The organism is Pseudomonas sp. KD5 (assembly GCF_012932895.1).
Taxonomy (GTDB): Bacteria; Pseudomonadota; Gammaproteobacteria; order Pseudomonadales; family Pseudomonadaceae; genus Aquipseudomonas.
The window spans coordinates 194590-207742 of the sequence record NZ_JDWJ01000006.1 but is presented as its reverse complement, the minus strand read 5'-3'; the positions used below and the strand labels follow the sequence as shown (position 1 = coordinate 207742).

13 protein-coding genes are annotated in these 13153 nt (G+C 60.7%); 7 read left to right on the top strand and 6 right to left on the bottom strand.

Going from position 1 to position 13153, the window contains the following annotated elements; translation table 11 throughout:
• The first annotated feature begins 131 nt into the window (after positions 1-131).
• From AF70_RS15365 to AF70_RS15350, 4 genes are all read left to right on the top strand, one after another.
• A complete protein-coding gene (locus AF70_RS15365) occupies positions 132-1235 on the top strand; it encodes an extracellular solute-binding protein (protein ID WP_018926559.1) in 1104 nt (367 codons plus the stop codon).
• A 165-nt stretch (positions 1236-1400) separates the two neighbouring features.
• Positions 1401-2309, top strand: coding sequence for an ABC transporter permease (locus tag AF70_RS15360; RefSeq protein WP_028939434.1), 909 nt, complete (start codon positions 1401-1403; stop codon positions 2307-2309).
• Positions 2306-3154 (top strand): ABC transporter permease, encoded by an 849-nt coding sequence (locus AF70_RS15355; protein WP_019581521.1) that lies wholly within the window; start codon positions 2306-2308, stop codon positions 3152-3154. The genes AF70_RS15360 and AF70_RS15355 overlap by 4 nt, the downstream gene beginning before the upstream one ends.
• An 18-nt stretch (positions 3155-3172) precedes the next feature.
• On the top strand, positions 3173-4228 hold the full coding sequence (locus AF70_RS15350; protein WP_019651396.1) for an ABC transporter ATP-binding protein: 1056 nt from the start codon (positions 3173-3175) through the stop codon (positions 4226-4228).
• A gap of 123 nt (positions 4229-4351) precedes the next feature.
• Here the strand turns inward: AF70_RS15350 and AF70_RS15345 are convergent, their stop codons facing one another.
• The gene (locus tag AF70_RS15345) at positions 4352-5281 is read right to left on the bottom strand and encodes an AraC family transcriptional regulator (protein ID WP_019581520.1); all 930 of its coding nucleotides are present in this window, start codon (positions 5279-5281) and stop codon (positions 4352-4354) included.
• Between the two features lie 336 nt (positions 5282-5617).
• Between AF70_RS15345 and AF70_RS15340 the strand changes: the two genes are divergently transcribed.
• Positions 5618-5971 (top strand): putative quinol monooxygenase, encoded by a 354-nt coding sequence (locus AF70_RS15340; RefSeq protein ID WP_028939433.1) that lies wholly within the window; start codon positions 5618-5620, stop codon positions 5969-5971.
• A gap of 41 nt (positions 5972-6012) precedes the next feature.
• On the top strand, positions 6013-6243 hold the full coding sequence (locus AF70_RS15335) for a hypothetical protein (protein ID WP_028939432.1): 231 nt from the start codon (positions 6013-6015) through the stop codon (positions 6241-6243).
• Here the strand turns inward: AF70_RS15335 and AF70_RS15330 are convergent, their stop codons facing one another.
• On the bottom strand, positions 6244-6873 hold the full coding sequence (locus tag AF70_RS15330) for a flavin reductase family protein (protein WP_018926552.1): 630 nt from the start codon (positions 6871-6873) through the stop codon (positions 6244-6246). It abuts the gene before it with no gap.
• Between the two features lie 166 nt (positions 6874-7039).
• Complete coding sequence (locus tag AF70_RS15325) at positions 7040-7231, bottom strand: hypothetical protein (RefSeq protein ID WP_028939431.1); 192 nt, start codon at positions 7229-7231, stop codon at positions 7040-7042.
• A gap of 206 nt (positions 7232-7437) precedes the next feature.
• Here AF70_RS15325 and AF70_RS15320 point away from each other — a divergent pair, with 206 nt between their 5' ends.
• A complete protein-coding gene (locus AF70_RS15320; protein ID WP_019581516.1) occupies positions 7438-8193 on the top strand; it encodes a membrane protein in 756 nt (251 codons plus the stop codon).
• 66 nt (positions 8194-8259) lie between these two features.
• Here AF70_RS15320 and AF70_RS15315 read toward each other — a convergent pair whose 3' ends face one another.
• The 3 genes from AF70_RS15315 to AF70_RS15305 form a co-directional block, all read right to left on the bottom strand.
• On the bottom strand, positions 8260-9579 hold the full coding sequence (locus tag AF70_RS15315; protein WP_028939430.1) for an MFS transporter: 1320 nt from the start codon (positions 9577-9579) through the stop codon (positions 8260-8262).
• Between the two features lie 312 nt (positions 9580-9891).
• The gene (locus AF70_RS15310; RefSeq protein ID WP_028939429.1) at positions 9892-11226 is read right to left on the bottom strand and encodes a sigma-54 dependent transcriptional regulator; all 1335 of its coding nucleotides are present in this window, start codon (positions 11224-11226) and stop codon (positions 9892-9894) included.
• On the bottom strand, positions 11226-12986 hold the full coding sequence (locus AF70_RS15305) for an ATP-binding protein (RefSeq protein WP_028939428.1): 1761 nt from the start codon (positions 12984-12986) through the stop codon (positions 11226-11228). The genes AF70_RS15310 and AF70_RS15305 overlap by 1 nt, the downstream gene beginning before the upstream one ends.
• Positions 12987-13153: the final 167 nt, after the last annotated feature.

Below are 13153 nucleotides of genomic sequence, written 5' to 3'. Positions count from 1 at the left end.
TTGCACGACCTCAGGATGAACCCGCAGGTCAAGCTCAAGTCCTTTGAAACCGGGGACTTCAAGCCGATCTGGCCGCGCGGATGCAACGGTTGCGACCAACCTCATACTTAAAAAAACAAAGGGAGTCCTTCATGGGCAAGCATGATCTGAACAGACGTCAATTCATCAAAACCGTGGGTGTGGCGTCGGTAGCCGCGGCAGCCATGAGCATGCCGTTCATCCGGGCCAATGCCAGCGACACGCGCTTTACGGGCAAGACCCTGCGCCTGCTGACCTGGTCCGATGACACTGGCCTGGCAGCACTGCGCAATATTGCGGCGACCTTCGAAGACAAGTACGGCTGCAAGGTCATCGCTGACCGTACCGGCAGTACTTCGGAAATGGTCGCCAAACTCAAGGCCGGCGGTGATCGTCCACAGTACGACATCATCACCCTGGCCGGCGTCGGCGCCGAAGGCCTGGCCGCCGCCAACCTGCTGGAAAAACCCGACCTCAACCGCATCCCCAACCTGGTGGACGTGCCGGAGAAATATCGCACCGGCGCCAATGGCCACGGTATCGGTTACCTGTTGTGGTGCAACAGCCTGGTCTACAGCACCCGTACCCAGAAAGAAGCCCCCGACAGCTACGCCGCAATGTGGGACGCAGACCTGGCGCCGAACATTTTCCTGCCGCCGCCGAACTGGACCGAGGCTATGGACCTGATCATCATCGCCGCCAAACTGGCCGGTGGTGACGAACACAACATCGAGCCAGGCTTCAAGAAACTCGCCGAGCTCAAGAGCCGCGTGGTGACCCTGGGCGAAAACCCGAACCAGATCGCCGAGCTGTTCCGCACCGGGTCCCTGGACATGGGCGGCTTGTACGCACCGGCGTTTTTCCCCAAACAGATCCGCGACCCGGCCTACGGTCTGGGCGCCACGTTCGGCATGAAGGAAGGTTTCTACACCGACCTGATGCTCTCGGTGATGCCGAAAAACCGTCCGGGCGATACCGACCTGGCCTATGCCTTCATCAACCACTCTCTGGACCCGCTGGTGCAGGGCAAGATGGCCGAAGACATCTACAACGGTCCGGTCAACGCCAAGGCGATCATCTCCGCCGAAGCGCGCAAGAGCCCGTACATCCTCACGCCGGAGCAGATTGCCGAGAAAGCGATCATGCACGACAACGCCTTCCTGGCCACCGTGCATGACCAATGGATTCGTCGTTACACGGAAATCTTTTCTTCCTGATCGAGTGGCGAACACAAGCCCTGAGAGCACCGCAAATCAAATGTGGGAGCGGGCTTTTGTGGCGAGGGGGCAAGCCCCCTCGCCACAAAAGCCCGCTCCCACAGGGTTCGCGGTGGTTTTGAGGACTGTGTTTGCCAGCTGCTTTCCATTGACGAGACCCTTGCTATGGAACACCAACCTCTGACCCATCCGGTAAGCGTCGCACCCACGCGCGCTAATCGGGGTGTCTCACCGACAGTGCGTGCGTGGCTTTTCCTGTCGCCGTCGATGCTGTTTCTCGGCGTGCTGATTGCCGCCAGCCTCTTGGTGCTGCGCATGAGCATGGGCACCAAAGGCGCGGAGTGGTCCGGCTTCAGCCTGGCCAGTTACGCGCAATTGCTGGAACCGTACTACCTCAAATCCTTGCTGCTGACTCTGCGCCTGGCGCTGATCAGCGCGGTGATCGCGGTGCTGCTGGCGATCCCGGTGGCCTACACCATGTCGCGGCTGACCTCACCGTTCGTGCGGCGGATTTTCCTCGCGGCGGTGCTGTTGCCATTGCTGGTCAACCTGTTGCTGCAAAGTTACGGCTGGCTGGTGATTCTCGGCCCGGGCGGGATGCTCAATCAGGCGCTGATGGGCCTGGGCCTGATCAAGCGCCCGATCATGCTGCTGTACAACCAGAACGGCGTATTGATGGGCTTGGTGCAAACCGCGTTCCCGTTGGCCGTGCTGCCGATTGCCAGCGCCATGCGCGGTGTCGCCCGCACTTACGAAGAAGCCGCTGCCACCCTGGGCGCCAGTCGCCTGCAGGTGTTTCGCCAAGTGGTGTTGCCGATGAGTTTTCCGGGGATCATCACCGGCGCGACACTGGTGTTCGCCTACAACGCCAGCAGCTTCGTGGTGCCTTTGTTGCTCGGCGGTCGGCGCGTGCCGATGCTGGCGGTAATGGTCCATGACCAGATCGCCCCGCTGATGAACTGGCCTGCCGCGTCCGCTGCCGGCGTGGTGCTGATCGTTACCACCCTGGCAATCATGACCTTGTCCGAATACATCACTGGCCGTCGTCGGCGCATGCTGGAGGCTTCCCAATGAGCACCTTGATCAAGAAGCGTCAGTCGCTGTTGCCGGGCGATACCGGCAAGTTCGCCGGCATCCTCTCGGGCTTCATTCTGCTGCTGGCGGTATTGCCGATCCTGACCATGATCGTCATGTCGTTCAGCGGCGCGTCGAACCTCGACTTTCCGCCCAGCAGCTACAGCCTGCAATGGTACAAGGCCGCCTGGCACACGTTCGTCTCGCCGGACGCCAGCGACGTGCTGAGCCTGGGCAAAGCCATGAGCACCAGTTTGCTGGTGGCCTGCCTGACCATGATCTTCGCCACGATCATCGCGGTGCCGGCCGCTTACGCGCTGACCCGTTGCGAGTTCCGTGGCAAGGCCGTGGCGCTGCAATTGATGTCGCTGCCACTGGTGTTCCCGATGGTGGTGTTGGGCCTGGCCTTGCTGCTGGTGTTCGACAGCCTGCCATTCCAGATCACCACCTCGCGGCTGGTGATTGCCCATGTGATTCTGGCGCTGCCGTTCGTGGTGAAAAACTGCACGGCAGCGATGCTTTCCATTGGCAGCGAAGTCGAAGAGGCCGCGCAAATGCTCGGCGCTTCACCGCTGCGGGCGATTGTCGATGTGGTGGTGCCGTTGATGAAGTCGGGGATTCTGGCGGGCATGCTGCTGGCGTTCATCGTCTCGTTCAACGAGTTCACCGTGACCTATTTCCTCTACACCATCGACGTCATGACCGTGCCGATCTGGATGTACAGCCGCACCGTGTCTTCGCTCGACCCTACCGTTTTTTCGTTTGCCGTGCTGATCGTGCTGATCGACTTCGTGCTCATTTGGGCGCTGGAAAAGTTGGTTGGCGAAGGCGGCGTTTCGTTCTGATTTCTTGAGGTGATTCAAATGACTGGTCTGATTCTGGAAAACGTCGAGAAACATTACGGCTCGGCCTGCGCGGTAAAGGATGTAAACCTGCATTTGCCCGAGGGCAAACTGGTGTGTTTCCTCGGCCCGTCGGGCTGCGGTAAAACCACTCTGCTGCGGATGATCGCCGGGCTCGAAACCCTGACCGGCGGCGAGATTCGCCTGGACGGTGAAGACATCGGCCATACCCCTGCGCATCAGCGCAATTTCGGCATGGTGTTTCAATCGCTGGCACTGTTTCCGCACATGACGGTGGGGGAGAACATTGCCTATCCGCTGAAACTGCGTGGGGTCAGCAAGGCTGATCAGCAGGCGCGGGTGGTGGAGTTACTTGAGCTGATTCAACTGCAGGAAATGATTGATCGCCCGGTGGCAAAACTCTCCGGTGGTCAGCGTCAGCGGGTGGCGATTGCCCGGGCAATTGCCAACCACCCGAAAATCCTCCTGCTCGACGAACCGCTGTCGGCGCTGGACGCCAAGCTGCGCGAGTCGATGCAGGTGGAAATCCGTCAGCTGCAACAGCGTTTGAACATCACCACCATCATGGTCACCCACGACCAGCGCGAAGCCATGACCATGGCCGATATCGTGGTGGTGCTGGGTGAACATCGGGTGCAGCAGGTGGGCACGCCGATTGAGATTTATCGGCACCCGGCCAATGAATTCGTCGCGGACTTCATCGGTTCGGGGAATATTTTCCCGGCCACGGCGCTGGGTAACGGCAAGGTCAGCTTGCCCGGCGGCGATGCGCTGCAAGTGCCGATCTGCAGCAGCATTGTGGTGGGGGAGAAGGTGAAAATGCTGATTCGCCCCGAAGACCTGCAACTGTCGCAACCGCAGGCCACGGCGGGGAATCGCTTGCTGGGTAAGGTGACGTTTGTGCGAGATATCGGCGCGACCATCGAAACCACTGTCGAGTGTTCCGGGGTGTCGTTTACCGCGTTGAGCACGCCGTGTCAGGACGTTGGGTTAAGCATTGGCAATCCGGTGTCGGTGACCTTGCCGGCCGAGGCGTGCCGAGTACTGAGCGCCTGAACAAACACCCCCATCCTCGTAGGAGCGAGGCTTGCCCGCGAAGGCTATTTCATACTCAGCATTGATGCCGGCTGATACGACGCCTTCGCGGGCAAGCCTCGCTCCTACAGGGTGTGAATCTGATTACACGGACAACCGCAACCGCGCCAAATCCCGCAGCGGCGGTGCCCCGAACAATCGGCTGTACTCCCGGCTGAACTGCGAAGGGCTTTCATACCCCACTCGATATCCCGCCGCCGACGCTTCCAGCCCTTCGGCCAGCATCAACCGTCGCGCTTCTTGCAGGCGCAGCTGTTTCTGATACTGCAGCGGGCTCATCGCCGTCATCGCCTTGAAGCGGTGATGCAGCGTCGACACGCTCAGGTTCACTTCCCGCGCCAGGTCGTCGATGCGCAGCGGTTGCTCATAATTGCCGTTGAGCCATTTGATCGCCTGGCTGATGCGATGGCTCTGGCTGTTGGCGATGGCAATCTCATACAGCCGATGTCCCTGCTGGCTGCGTAACAGCCGATACAGAATCTCCCGACGAATCAGCGGCGCGAGCATGGCGATGTCTTTCGGTGTGTCCAGCAAACGCGCCAGGCGCAGCACGGCGTCGAGCATGGCCGCGTCGATCCGCTCGACATACAGGCCTCGGCCCGTGGGCCGTGTGGGCAGGCCGATGGGGCCGGCGTCGGCAATCAGCGCGGTGATTTCCGCCGGGTCGATGTCCAGCCGCACCGCGAGGATCGGTTCTTCGGGCGAGGCATTCACCACCCGTCCGCTCAAGGGCATCGAGACTGATACCACCAGGTAATTCAGCGGGTCGTAATTGAAGTACTCGTCCGCCAGCCGAACTTCCTTGCGCCCCTGGGCCATGATGCACAGGGCCGGTTGGGCCAGCCCCGGGGCGAAATCATGGGATTTGCTGTGACGCGACATGAACAGCGAACCGACGGCAGTGGCGTAGGAGCCATCGTCCATGGTGTTGCGGCGGATGAGGTCGGCCAGTTCCGCGCGCTGTTTTTCCATGTCAGCGGGAAGCGGAGCCTGAAAGTGATCGAGCGACGACATGCAGGGAATCCTCCGTGAAGTGTTGGTCATGGGCCGAGCTTAAATTTGTGCAAGGGACAGCGGTAGACACATCCTGTCAAAAGCTTGCCTGATTCTGCGCGGGGTGAATACACGAGGCTGCCATAGCAGGGCAACGTGGATGAAACTTGCTTAAAAGTGGTGTGACAGCGGTGTGACAGTACTTTGCGCGCTGTTACAGAGGCTTTTTGCAGTTGCGCAGGATTGTGCAATAAGCCGGCAGAAATCGACTAACGGTGACTGTGATGCGCCGCCTAATCTTGGATCCTGTCGCAGCCCGTCCCACGGCTGCCACTCGACTCCCTGGGAGGGTTGAACATGTCTACGCAGATCCCCGTCAGTCATATGGCCTTCGTTCGCGCCCGCGCCGGGCGTTCGGCAGAACTCGGTGCGCGTCTGAGCGCCCTGATCGAACCGTCGCGCAATGCGCCGGGTTGCCTGAGCTTCGCCCTGCAACACTCGCAATGTGATCCCGAGCTGTGGCTGGTGTCCGGTTTCTGGGCCAGCCAACAGGCGATGACCGCTTACTTCGGCAGCCCGGCGATGCAGATTTTTGCCGAGCTGGTGCAGGATATGGTGGTCAACAGCCTGGATTTCCATACCTTCAAGGATGTCTCGGCGACCCAGGCCATCGGCCAGTCCCAGGCAGCGGTACACAAACTGGCCGGTTGAGGGTTTAATGGCGCAACTCTCCATTAGCCAGGATCCGCGACATGGCACGTAAAGCCTTTGAACACTTCGAAGCCGTTTCAGCAGTAGTACCGGGCGAGGGCGGTTACCACGCCGCGATTGCCGTCAAAGCCCTCGGTGGTTCCGGTGCTCCGGTCTTTCACAAAGTGCTGGAAAGCCAGACGTTCAAGACCGCTCATGAAGCCGACGAGGCCGCAGCCAAAGAGCTGACCCACCTCAAAGACGTCAAACAAGACGCCGACCTGCTCTGGTAATCACTTGACCGCCCCCGGGCGGAACATCTTGAACAGTGCCTCTGGCCCCAGCTGAAAATAATCCGCTGGCCCGCCGCCGCGCAGAATCGGTTCTGCCGCGGCGGTGTCGTACACCCCATCCTTCAACAGCCATTTGGCGATATGCACGGCGACCACTTCGCCGAGAATCAGCCAGCTCGGCACCACTTCCTTGTTGGCGCGCTGCAACTGAATGATCTGCGTGACCTTGCACTCGAAGGACACCGGGCTTTCGGCGACCCGTGGCACCTGAATGATTTTCGACGCGGCGGTGGTCAGCCCGGACAGTTCGAACTCGTTGACCTCCGGCCCGACCATGGCGCAGCTCTGGTTCATCTGCTCGGCCAGCGGACGCGTCGCCAGGTTCCAGGCGAACTCGCCGGTCTGCTCGATGTTGTTCAGGCTGTCTTTGCGCCCGACACTGGAGAACCCGATGATCGGCGGGATGTAGTTGAAGGCGTTGAAGAAGCTGTAGGGCGCCAGGTTCAGGCGACCGTTGGCGTCCTGGGAGGAAATCCAGCCAATGGGACGCGGGCCGACGATGGCGTTGAACGGGTCATGGGGCAGGCCATGGCCGTTGGCGGGTTCGTAGAAATGGATATCGTCGGGCATGGAGTGAATTCCTGAGGGCGTTCGGGAGGTGAGCATGGTGCAAGGGCCAGCGGCAGATTTCCAGTCCATCCTCAATCAGTGTGGGTTTTGTGGAGATCACTGGGTTTTGCTTGCTCCAGAAATGACTAAGCCCGGCCAAAGCCGGGCTGTGTGGTGCGCTCAGGGATCAGTTGGTGCGAGCTGCATCGGTGCGATCGACGCTGTCGGTAGCGACTGTGGCTGCGTCGGTGCGGCTATCGCCAGCGACGTTGCTTTGTGCAGTGAAGACGGCGGAACCGGTGCGGTCGTAACCATCGGCGGCGAAGGTATTGGCGGTCAGCACAGAGAGGGCCAGAACGAGCATCAGTTTGGTTTTCATGGGTAACTCCAGTTTGCACAGCGCAATGAATTGATCAGACGGGGGCAGGATGCGTACTGGGCATTAACCAGCGATTAATCGGGCTCTCTTGTCTGCGTGACAGAATTTTCATCCTGCACTTACCTATTTTTCACCGCTCCACCGCCAGTCTGCGCACCGGTCAATAAACCGAAGAAACGACCGTCACGAACTGGAGCTTGCCTTGAATGAATAAACTTCCTCAGATCACCCTGGCGTTCTGGGTCATGAAAATCTGCGCAACGACCCTGGGTGAAACCGCGGGGGATTTGTTGTCGATGACCCTTAATGTCGGTTACGCCATCAGCTCGCTGATCCTGATCAGCGTCTTTGTGCTGACGCTGGTCACGCAGTTGATGTCCAAAACTTACAAGCCGGTGCTGTACTGGATCGTGATTCTGTCGACCAGCACCGCTGGCACCACCATGTCCGACTTCATGGACCGCACCCTTGAATTGGGCTACGCCACGGGTTCGATGATCCTGATTGCGATTCTGCTGGGGATTTTCGCGGCCTGGCGCTTGAGCGGCGACTCGCTGAACGTCACCAAGGTCCAGACCTTCCGGGGCGAGATGTTCTATTGGATGGCGATTCTGTTTTCCAACACTCTGGGCACGGCGCTTGGCGATTACCTGGCCGACGACTCGGGCCTGGGTTTTGCCGGCGGCGCACTGTTGATCGGTTCGACCATTGCGCTGGTGGTGCTGTTGAAATACTTCACGAAGATTTCGTCGGTGCTGCTGTTCTGGGTGGCGTTCGTGTTGACGCGGCCATTCGGCGCAACCTTGGGCGACTTCCTGACCAAACCCCATGCAAAGGGTGGCCTGGATTTCGGCACCATCGGCTCGTCGCTGGTGTTGGCGGGGATTCTGGTGGTGATGATTGCGGGGGCGTCTTACGTGCAGGGCAAGTACGCGAAGCAGACGGCGGCCGAGTTGACTTGAGACTGAGTCGTCCTCTTCACGGGCTTGCCTGCGAAGAGGACGGTACAGCCACTATCAATGTTGCTGTCAGTCGGTCTCGATCCGCGAATGCTTGCGGGTGTCTTTCATGGTCACGTACACCAGCAACGACACCGCGATGCACGCCGTGACATACCAGTAGTAACCGGTTTCCATGCCGATGCTCTTGAACCACAGGGCGATGTATTCAGCGGTGCCGCCGAAGATCGACACGGTCAGTGCGTATGGCAGGCCGACGCCCAGGGCGCGGATTTCGGTGGGGAACAGTTCGGCTTTGACCACCGCGTTGATCGAGGTGTAGCCGCTGACGATGATCAGCGCCGCCATGATCAGGAAGAACGCGCCCCACCAGCTCTGGATGGTGTGCAGGGTGGTCAGGATCGGTACGGTGAACAGCGTCCCGAGAATACCGAAGGCAATCAGGATCGGTCGACGACCGACTTTATCCGACAGCCCGCCGATGATCGGTTGCAGGCACATGAACAGGAACAGCGTGGCCGCGGAAATCGTGGTGGAGTCGGAAATGCTCATGCCGACGGTGTTCACCAGGTATTTCTGCATGTACGTGGTGTAGGTGTAGAACGCCAGCGTGCCGCCCATGGTCAGGCCGACCACGGTCATCAGTTCCTTGGGATGGCGCAGCAAGGTGCGCATCGCGCTTTCCTTGGCCTTCTCTTTCTTGGTGAACGACTCGGTTTCTTCCATGCCACGACGCAGGTACAGCGCGACCACGGCACACAGCGCGCCGATGGCGAATGGAATGCGCCAGCCCCAGGCGTACAGCTCTTCGGTGGTCAGGAAATTTTGCAGCACGATCAGCACGCCCAGGGCGATGAGCTGGCCGGAGATCAGCGTCACGTACTGGAAACTCGAGTAGAAGCCGCGATGTTCCTTGGTCGCCATCTCGCTGAGGTACGTCGCCGAGGTGCCGTACTCACCCCCCACCGACAAACCTTGCAGCAGGCGGGCGAACACCAGCAGGATCGGTGCGCCGATACCGATGGTTTCATAGCCTGGGCTCAGGGCGATCAGCAGCGAGCCGAAGCACATCAGATAGACCGAGGCCATGAGCGCGGCTTTACGGCCGGCCTTGTCAGCGTAGAGGCCCATCAGCCAGCCACCGATCGGGCGCATCAAAAAGCCCACGGCGAAGATTGCGGCGGTGTTGAGCAGTTGGGCGGTGGTGTCGCCTTTGGGGAAGAAGACTTTGGCGAAGTACAGGGAGAAGGCGGCGTAGACGTACCAGTCGTACCACTCGACCATGTTGCCGACAGAGCCGCTGAAGATCGATTTGATCCGGCTGGCGGTGCTTCTTTCTTTAGCCGGCACGGCAGCCGACCCAAGGGGCAGGGCGTTGGAGTTATCCATTGAAGGATCCTTCGTTTAATTGTTTTTGTGGAGCGCGTTGAAACGCAGCCTGCAGGGGCTATAGCAGGAGCTGTGCCAAGGGGAGGAGGGCCGGTTTAGAGGGGGGAAGAGGTTTTGTTGAGCGGATAGTCGCTCAAGGTATATGCAAGCATGAGCGGATTTCCGCCGATCACTTGTGGCGAGGGGGCTTGCCCCCGTTCGGCTGCGAAGCAGTCGTAAAGTCTGCAAATATGGTGTACCTGAAAAATGCCGGGGAGCGCTTCGCACTCCAACGGGGCGATGCGGCGTTCCGACAAGCCCCCTCGCCACAGGTCATGTGTCGGATATGAACATCTCCCGGCTCAACCCATGGCGCTGCATCTTTTCATTGAAGGTACGGCGCGGCAGTTGCAGTTCTTCAAGCACCGCTTTCACATCGCCCTTATGCCGGGTCAGCGCCGCGCGCAAGCAATGCGCTTCGAAGGCTTCTTGCTGCGCGGCCAGTGACTGGCCGGGATCGATCCCCACCGGCTCCGGTTCGCCGAGGCCCAGCACTTGGCGCTCGGCGACGTTCGCCAGCTCGCGCACATTGCCCGGCCAGTCGTGGCTCAGCAGATGGCTCAATTGCGGCCCGCTCAACGGTGGAAAGGTACGGCCAAGGCGTTCGGCGGCACTCTGCGCGAAGAACTCGAACAATAGTGGAATGTCTTCACGCCGATCACGCAACGGCGGCAGCCGCAGCTCGGCGACGTTCAAGCGATACGCCAGGTCCTCGCGAAAACGCCCGGCCCGGGCTTCATCCAGCAAGTCGGGTTTGGTCGCGGCGATGATGCGCAAATCCACGCGGATACTCTGGTTGGAGCCCAATCGCTCAAGCTTCTGCTCCTGCAACACCCGCAGCAGTTTCACCTGCTGCGCCAGCGGCATGCTTTCGATTTCATCGAGAAACAGCGTGCCGCCGTCGGCGTATTCGAGCTTGCCGATGCGCTTGCCCTGGGCGCCGGTGAACGCTCCGCTCTCATGGCCGAACAGTTCGGCCTCGAACAACTGCTCGGGAATCGCCGCGCAGTTCAAGGCGACGAAGGGCTTGTCGGCGCGGGGGCCGAAGTCGTGCAGGCAGCGGGCAACCAGTTCCTTGCCGCTGCCGGTTTCGCCACGGATCAGCACATTGACCGGCAGCGTCGCCAGATCCAGCACTTGCCGGCGCAGCGTCTGCAAACCACGGGATACCCCCAGCAGGGTGGCATCGAGTTTGGCGCGATTGTCGGCCTGCTCGTGCAGGGCACGGTTTTCCAGCACCAGCCGGCGTTTGTCCAGCGCGCGGCGCAGGCTGCTCAGCAGGGTTTCCGGGCTGAAGGGTTTTTCGAGGAAATCGTAGGCGCCATCGCGCATCGCTTCGACGGCCATCGGCACATCGCCGTGACCAGTCAGCAAGATCACCGGCAAATCGGCGTCGCGGCGCTGCACTTCGGCCAGCAGCTCCAGCCCGCTCATGCCTGGCATGCGCACATCGCTGAGAATCACCCCAGGGAAGTGTTTCGGCAGTTGCGCCAGGCATTCATCGGCGCGGCTGAACAGTTGCACCTCGAACCCCGACAGGCTCAGCCACTGTTCGACGGCGCTGCGGATGCTGCTTTCGTCATCGACCACCATCACCGAATTGAGCATCAGGTACATACCTCCAGATCAATGGGCAACGTCAGGGTGAATACCGCGCCTTTTTCGCCATTATCGGCGCTCAGGCGTCCGCCCGCTTCGTGGACGATGGCAAAGGACACGGCCAGCCCCAAGCCCAGGCCGTCACCCACCGGTTTGGTGGTGAAGAATGGATCGAACACCTGGCTCAAATGTTCTTCGGCAATGCCGCCGCCATTGTCGATCACACTCAGGCGCCATAGCTGTTCATCGGCTTCGAGGCGGATTTCCAGACGCTTGCAGGATTTGCCCTGCATGGCGTCCAGGGCGTTGCGCAGCAGGTTGATCAGCACCTGTTCCAGACGAATCGCATCACCACGCACCCAGGCCGGACGGGTCAGGTGCAGCACCAGGCTGACCTGTTCATCGCGCAGGCGGGCGTCGAGCAATTGCAGGGCCTGATCCACCACCGCCGCCAGATCCAGCCGTTCGCGCAAACCGCTGGGGCTTTTGCGCGCGAAGGTTTTCAGGTGGCCGGTGAGGGCGGCCATGCGCGTGAGCATGTCGTCCACCGGTTTGAGCGCCTTGTAGGCGTCGTCGACCCGGCCGTGATCGAGTAGCAACCTCAGCGTAGCAAGCTGCATGCGCTGAGCGGTCAGGGGCTGATTGATTTCATGGGCCAGCGCTGCGGACATCTGCCCCAGCGCCGCGAGTTTGGCCGATTGCACCAGTCCGTCCTGAGCGGTGCGCAGGTCACGGGTGCGTTCTTCTACCAGTTGTTCGAGTTCTTCGCGGCTGCGTTGGCGCAGCTTGGCCAGGCGCCAGCGTTGATTAAGGAACAGCAACAGAAACACCAGTGCCAGCCACAACCCGGCAGCGGCGAGCGCGGCGTTACGGATGTCTTCGAAGGCGATTTGCGGGCGGCGCAGCAGGTGCAAGGTCCAGCCTTCAGTGGTCAGCGGCAGCGATTCCCACAGATAGTTTGCCGTGCCGTCAGGACCGACGACGCGCGCCAGATCACTGTTGTCGTCAAAGCGCTGCAGCGATTGGTAATCCAGCGGTGTCAGCGGTTGTTTGTCGTATTGCCGGGTGGCTTTAAGTTCGGCGCGGTCGCTGTCGTTCAACGGTTTCAACAGGCGATAGCGCCAGCCCGGCTGGTTGGCAATGAAGATGATCCCGCGTGCATCGCTGACCAGCAGCGTGTCGCTGCCCTGACGCCATTCGCGCTCCAGCTCCGGGAATTCCAGTTTCACCACCATGGCGCCGAGGAACTCGCCGCTGTCGCGGGTCACCGCGCTGGAGAGAAAGTAGCCGGGAATGCCACTGGTTACGCCTACCGCATAAAAGCGCCCGGCGCCCTGGGTGCGGGTCTGGCTGAAGTAGGGGCGAAAACCGTAGTTGTGGCCGACGTAACTGCTGGGCAAACGCCAATTGCTGGCGGCCACGGCGAGGCCGGTGCGGTCGAGCAGTTCCAGGGTCGAGGACTGGGCCGCACCGTTGATTTTTTCCAGTTTGCGGTTCAGTGCGTCCTGTTGCTCAAGCGTTACCGGGCCATCGAGCGCGGCGCGCAACTCCGGGTCCAGCGCCAGCACGGCGGGCAGGGCACGGTAGCGGTCGATCAGGGTATGCAGGGAATTGGCGTACAGCGCCAGTTGCTGGTTGGCGCGGGCCGCGTCTTCGACTAACGCCTGGCGTTCGGCGTGACGCACGGCCAAGCCGGCCGCCAACGCGGCACCGGCGATGATGAGCAAGGTATAAAACGACAAACGCAAGGTACGAGAAATCGGCAGCATGCTGGCGCAAACAGTTAGAAAGTTGGGCGGGCACCATAGCATGTGCGCCCGCCGCAAGAGATATTGCCTATTGGCGCACTGTGGCGGGCGGTCCCGTGGAAACGCTCATTACCCGGCAACACTTTGATGTTCTCGGCAGGGGACTGCCAGGCCCCGCGAGTCAAAGG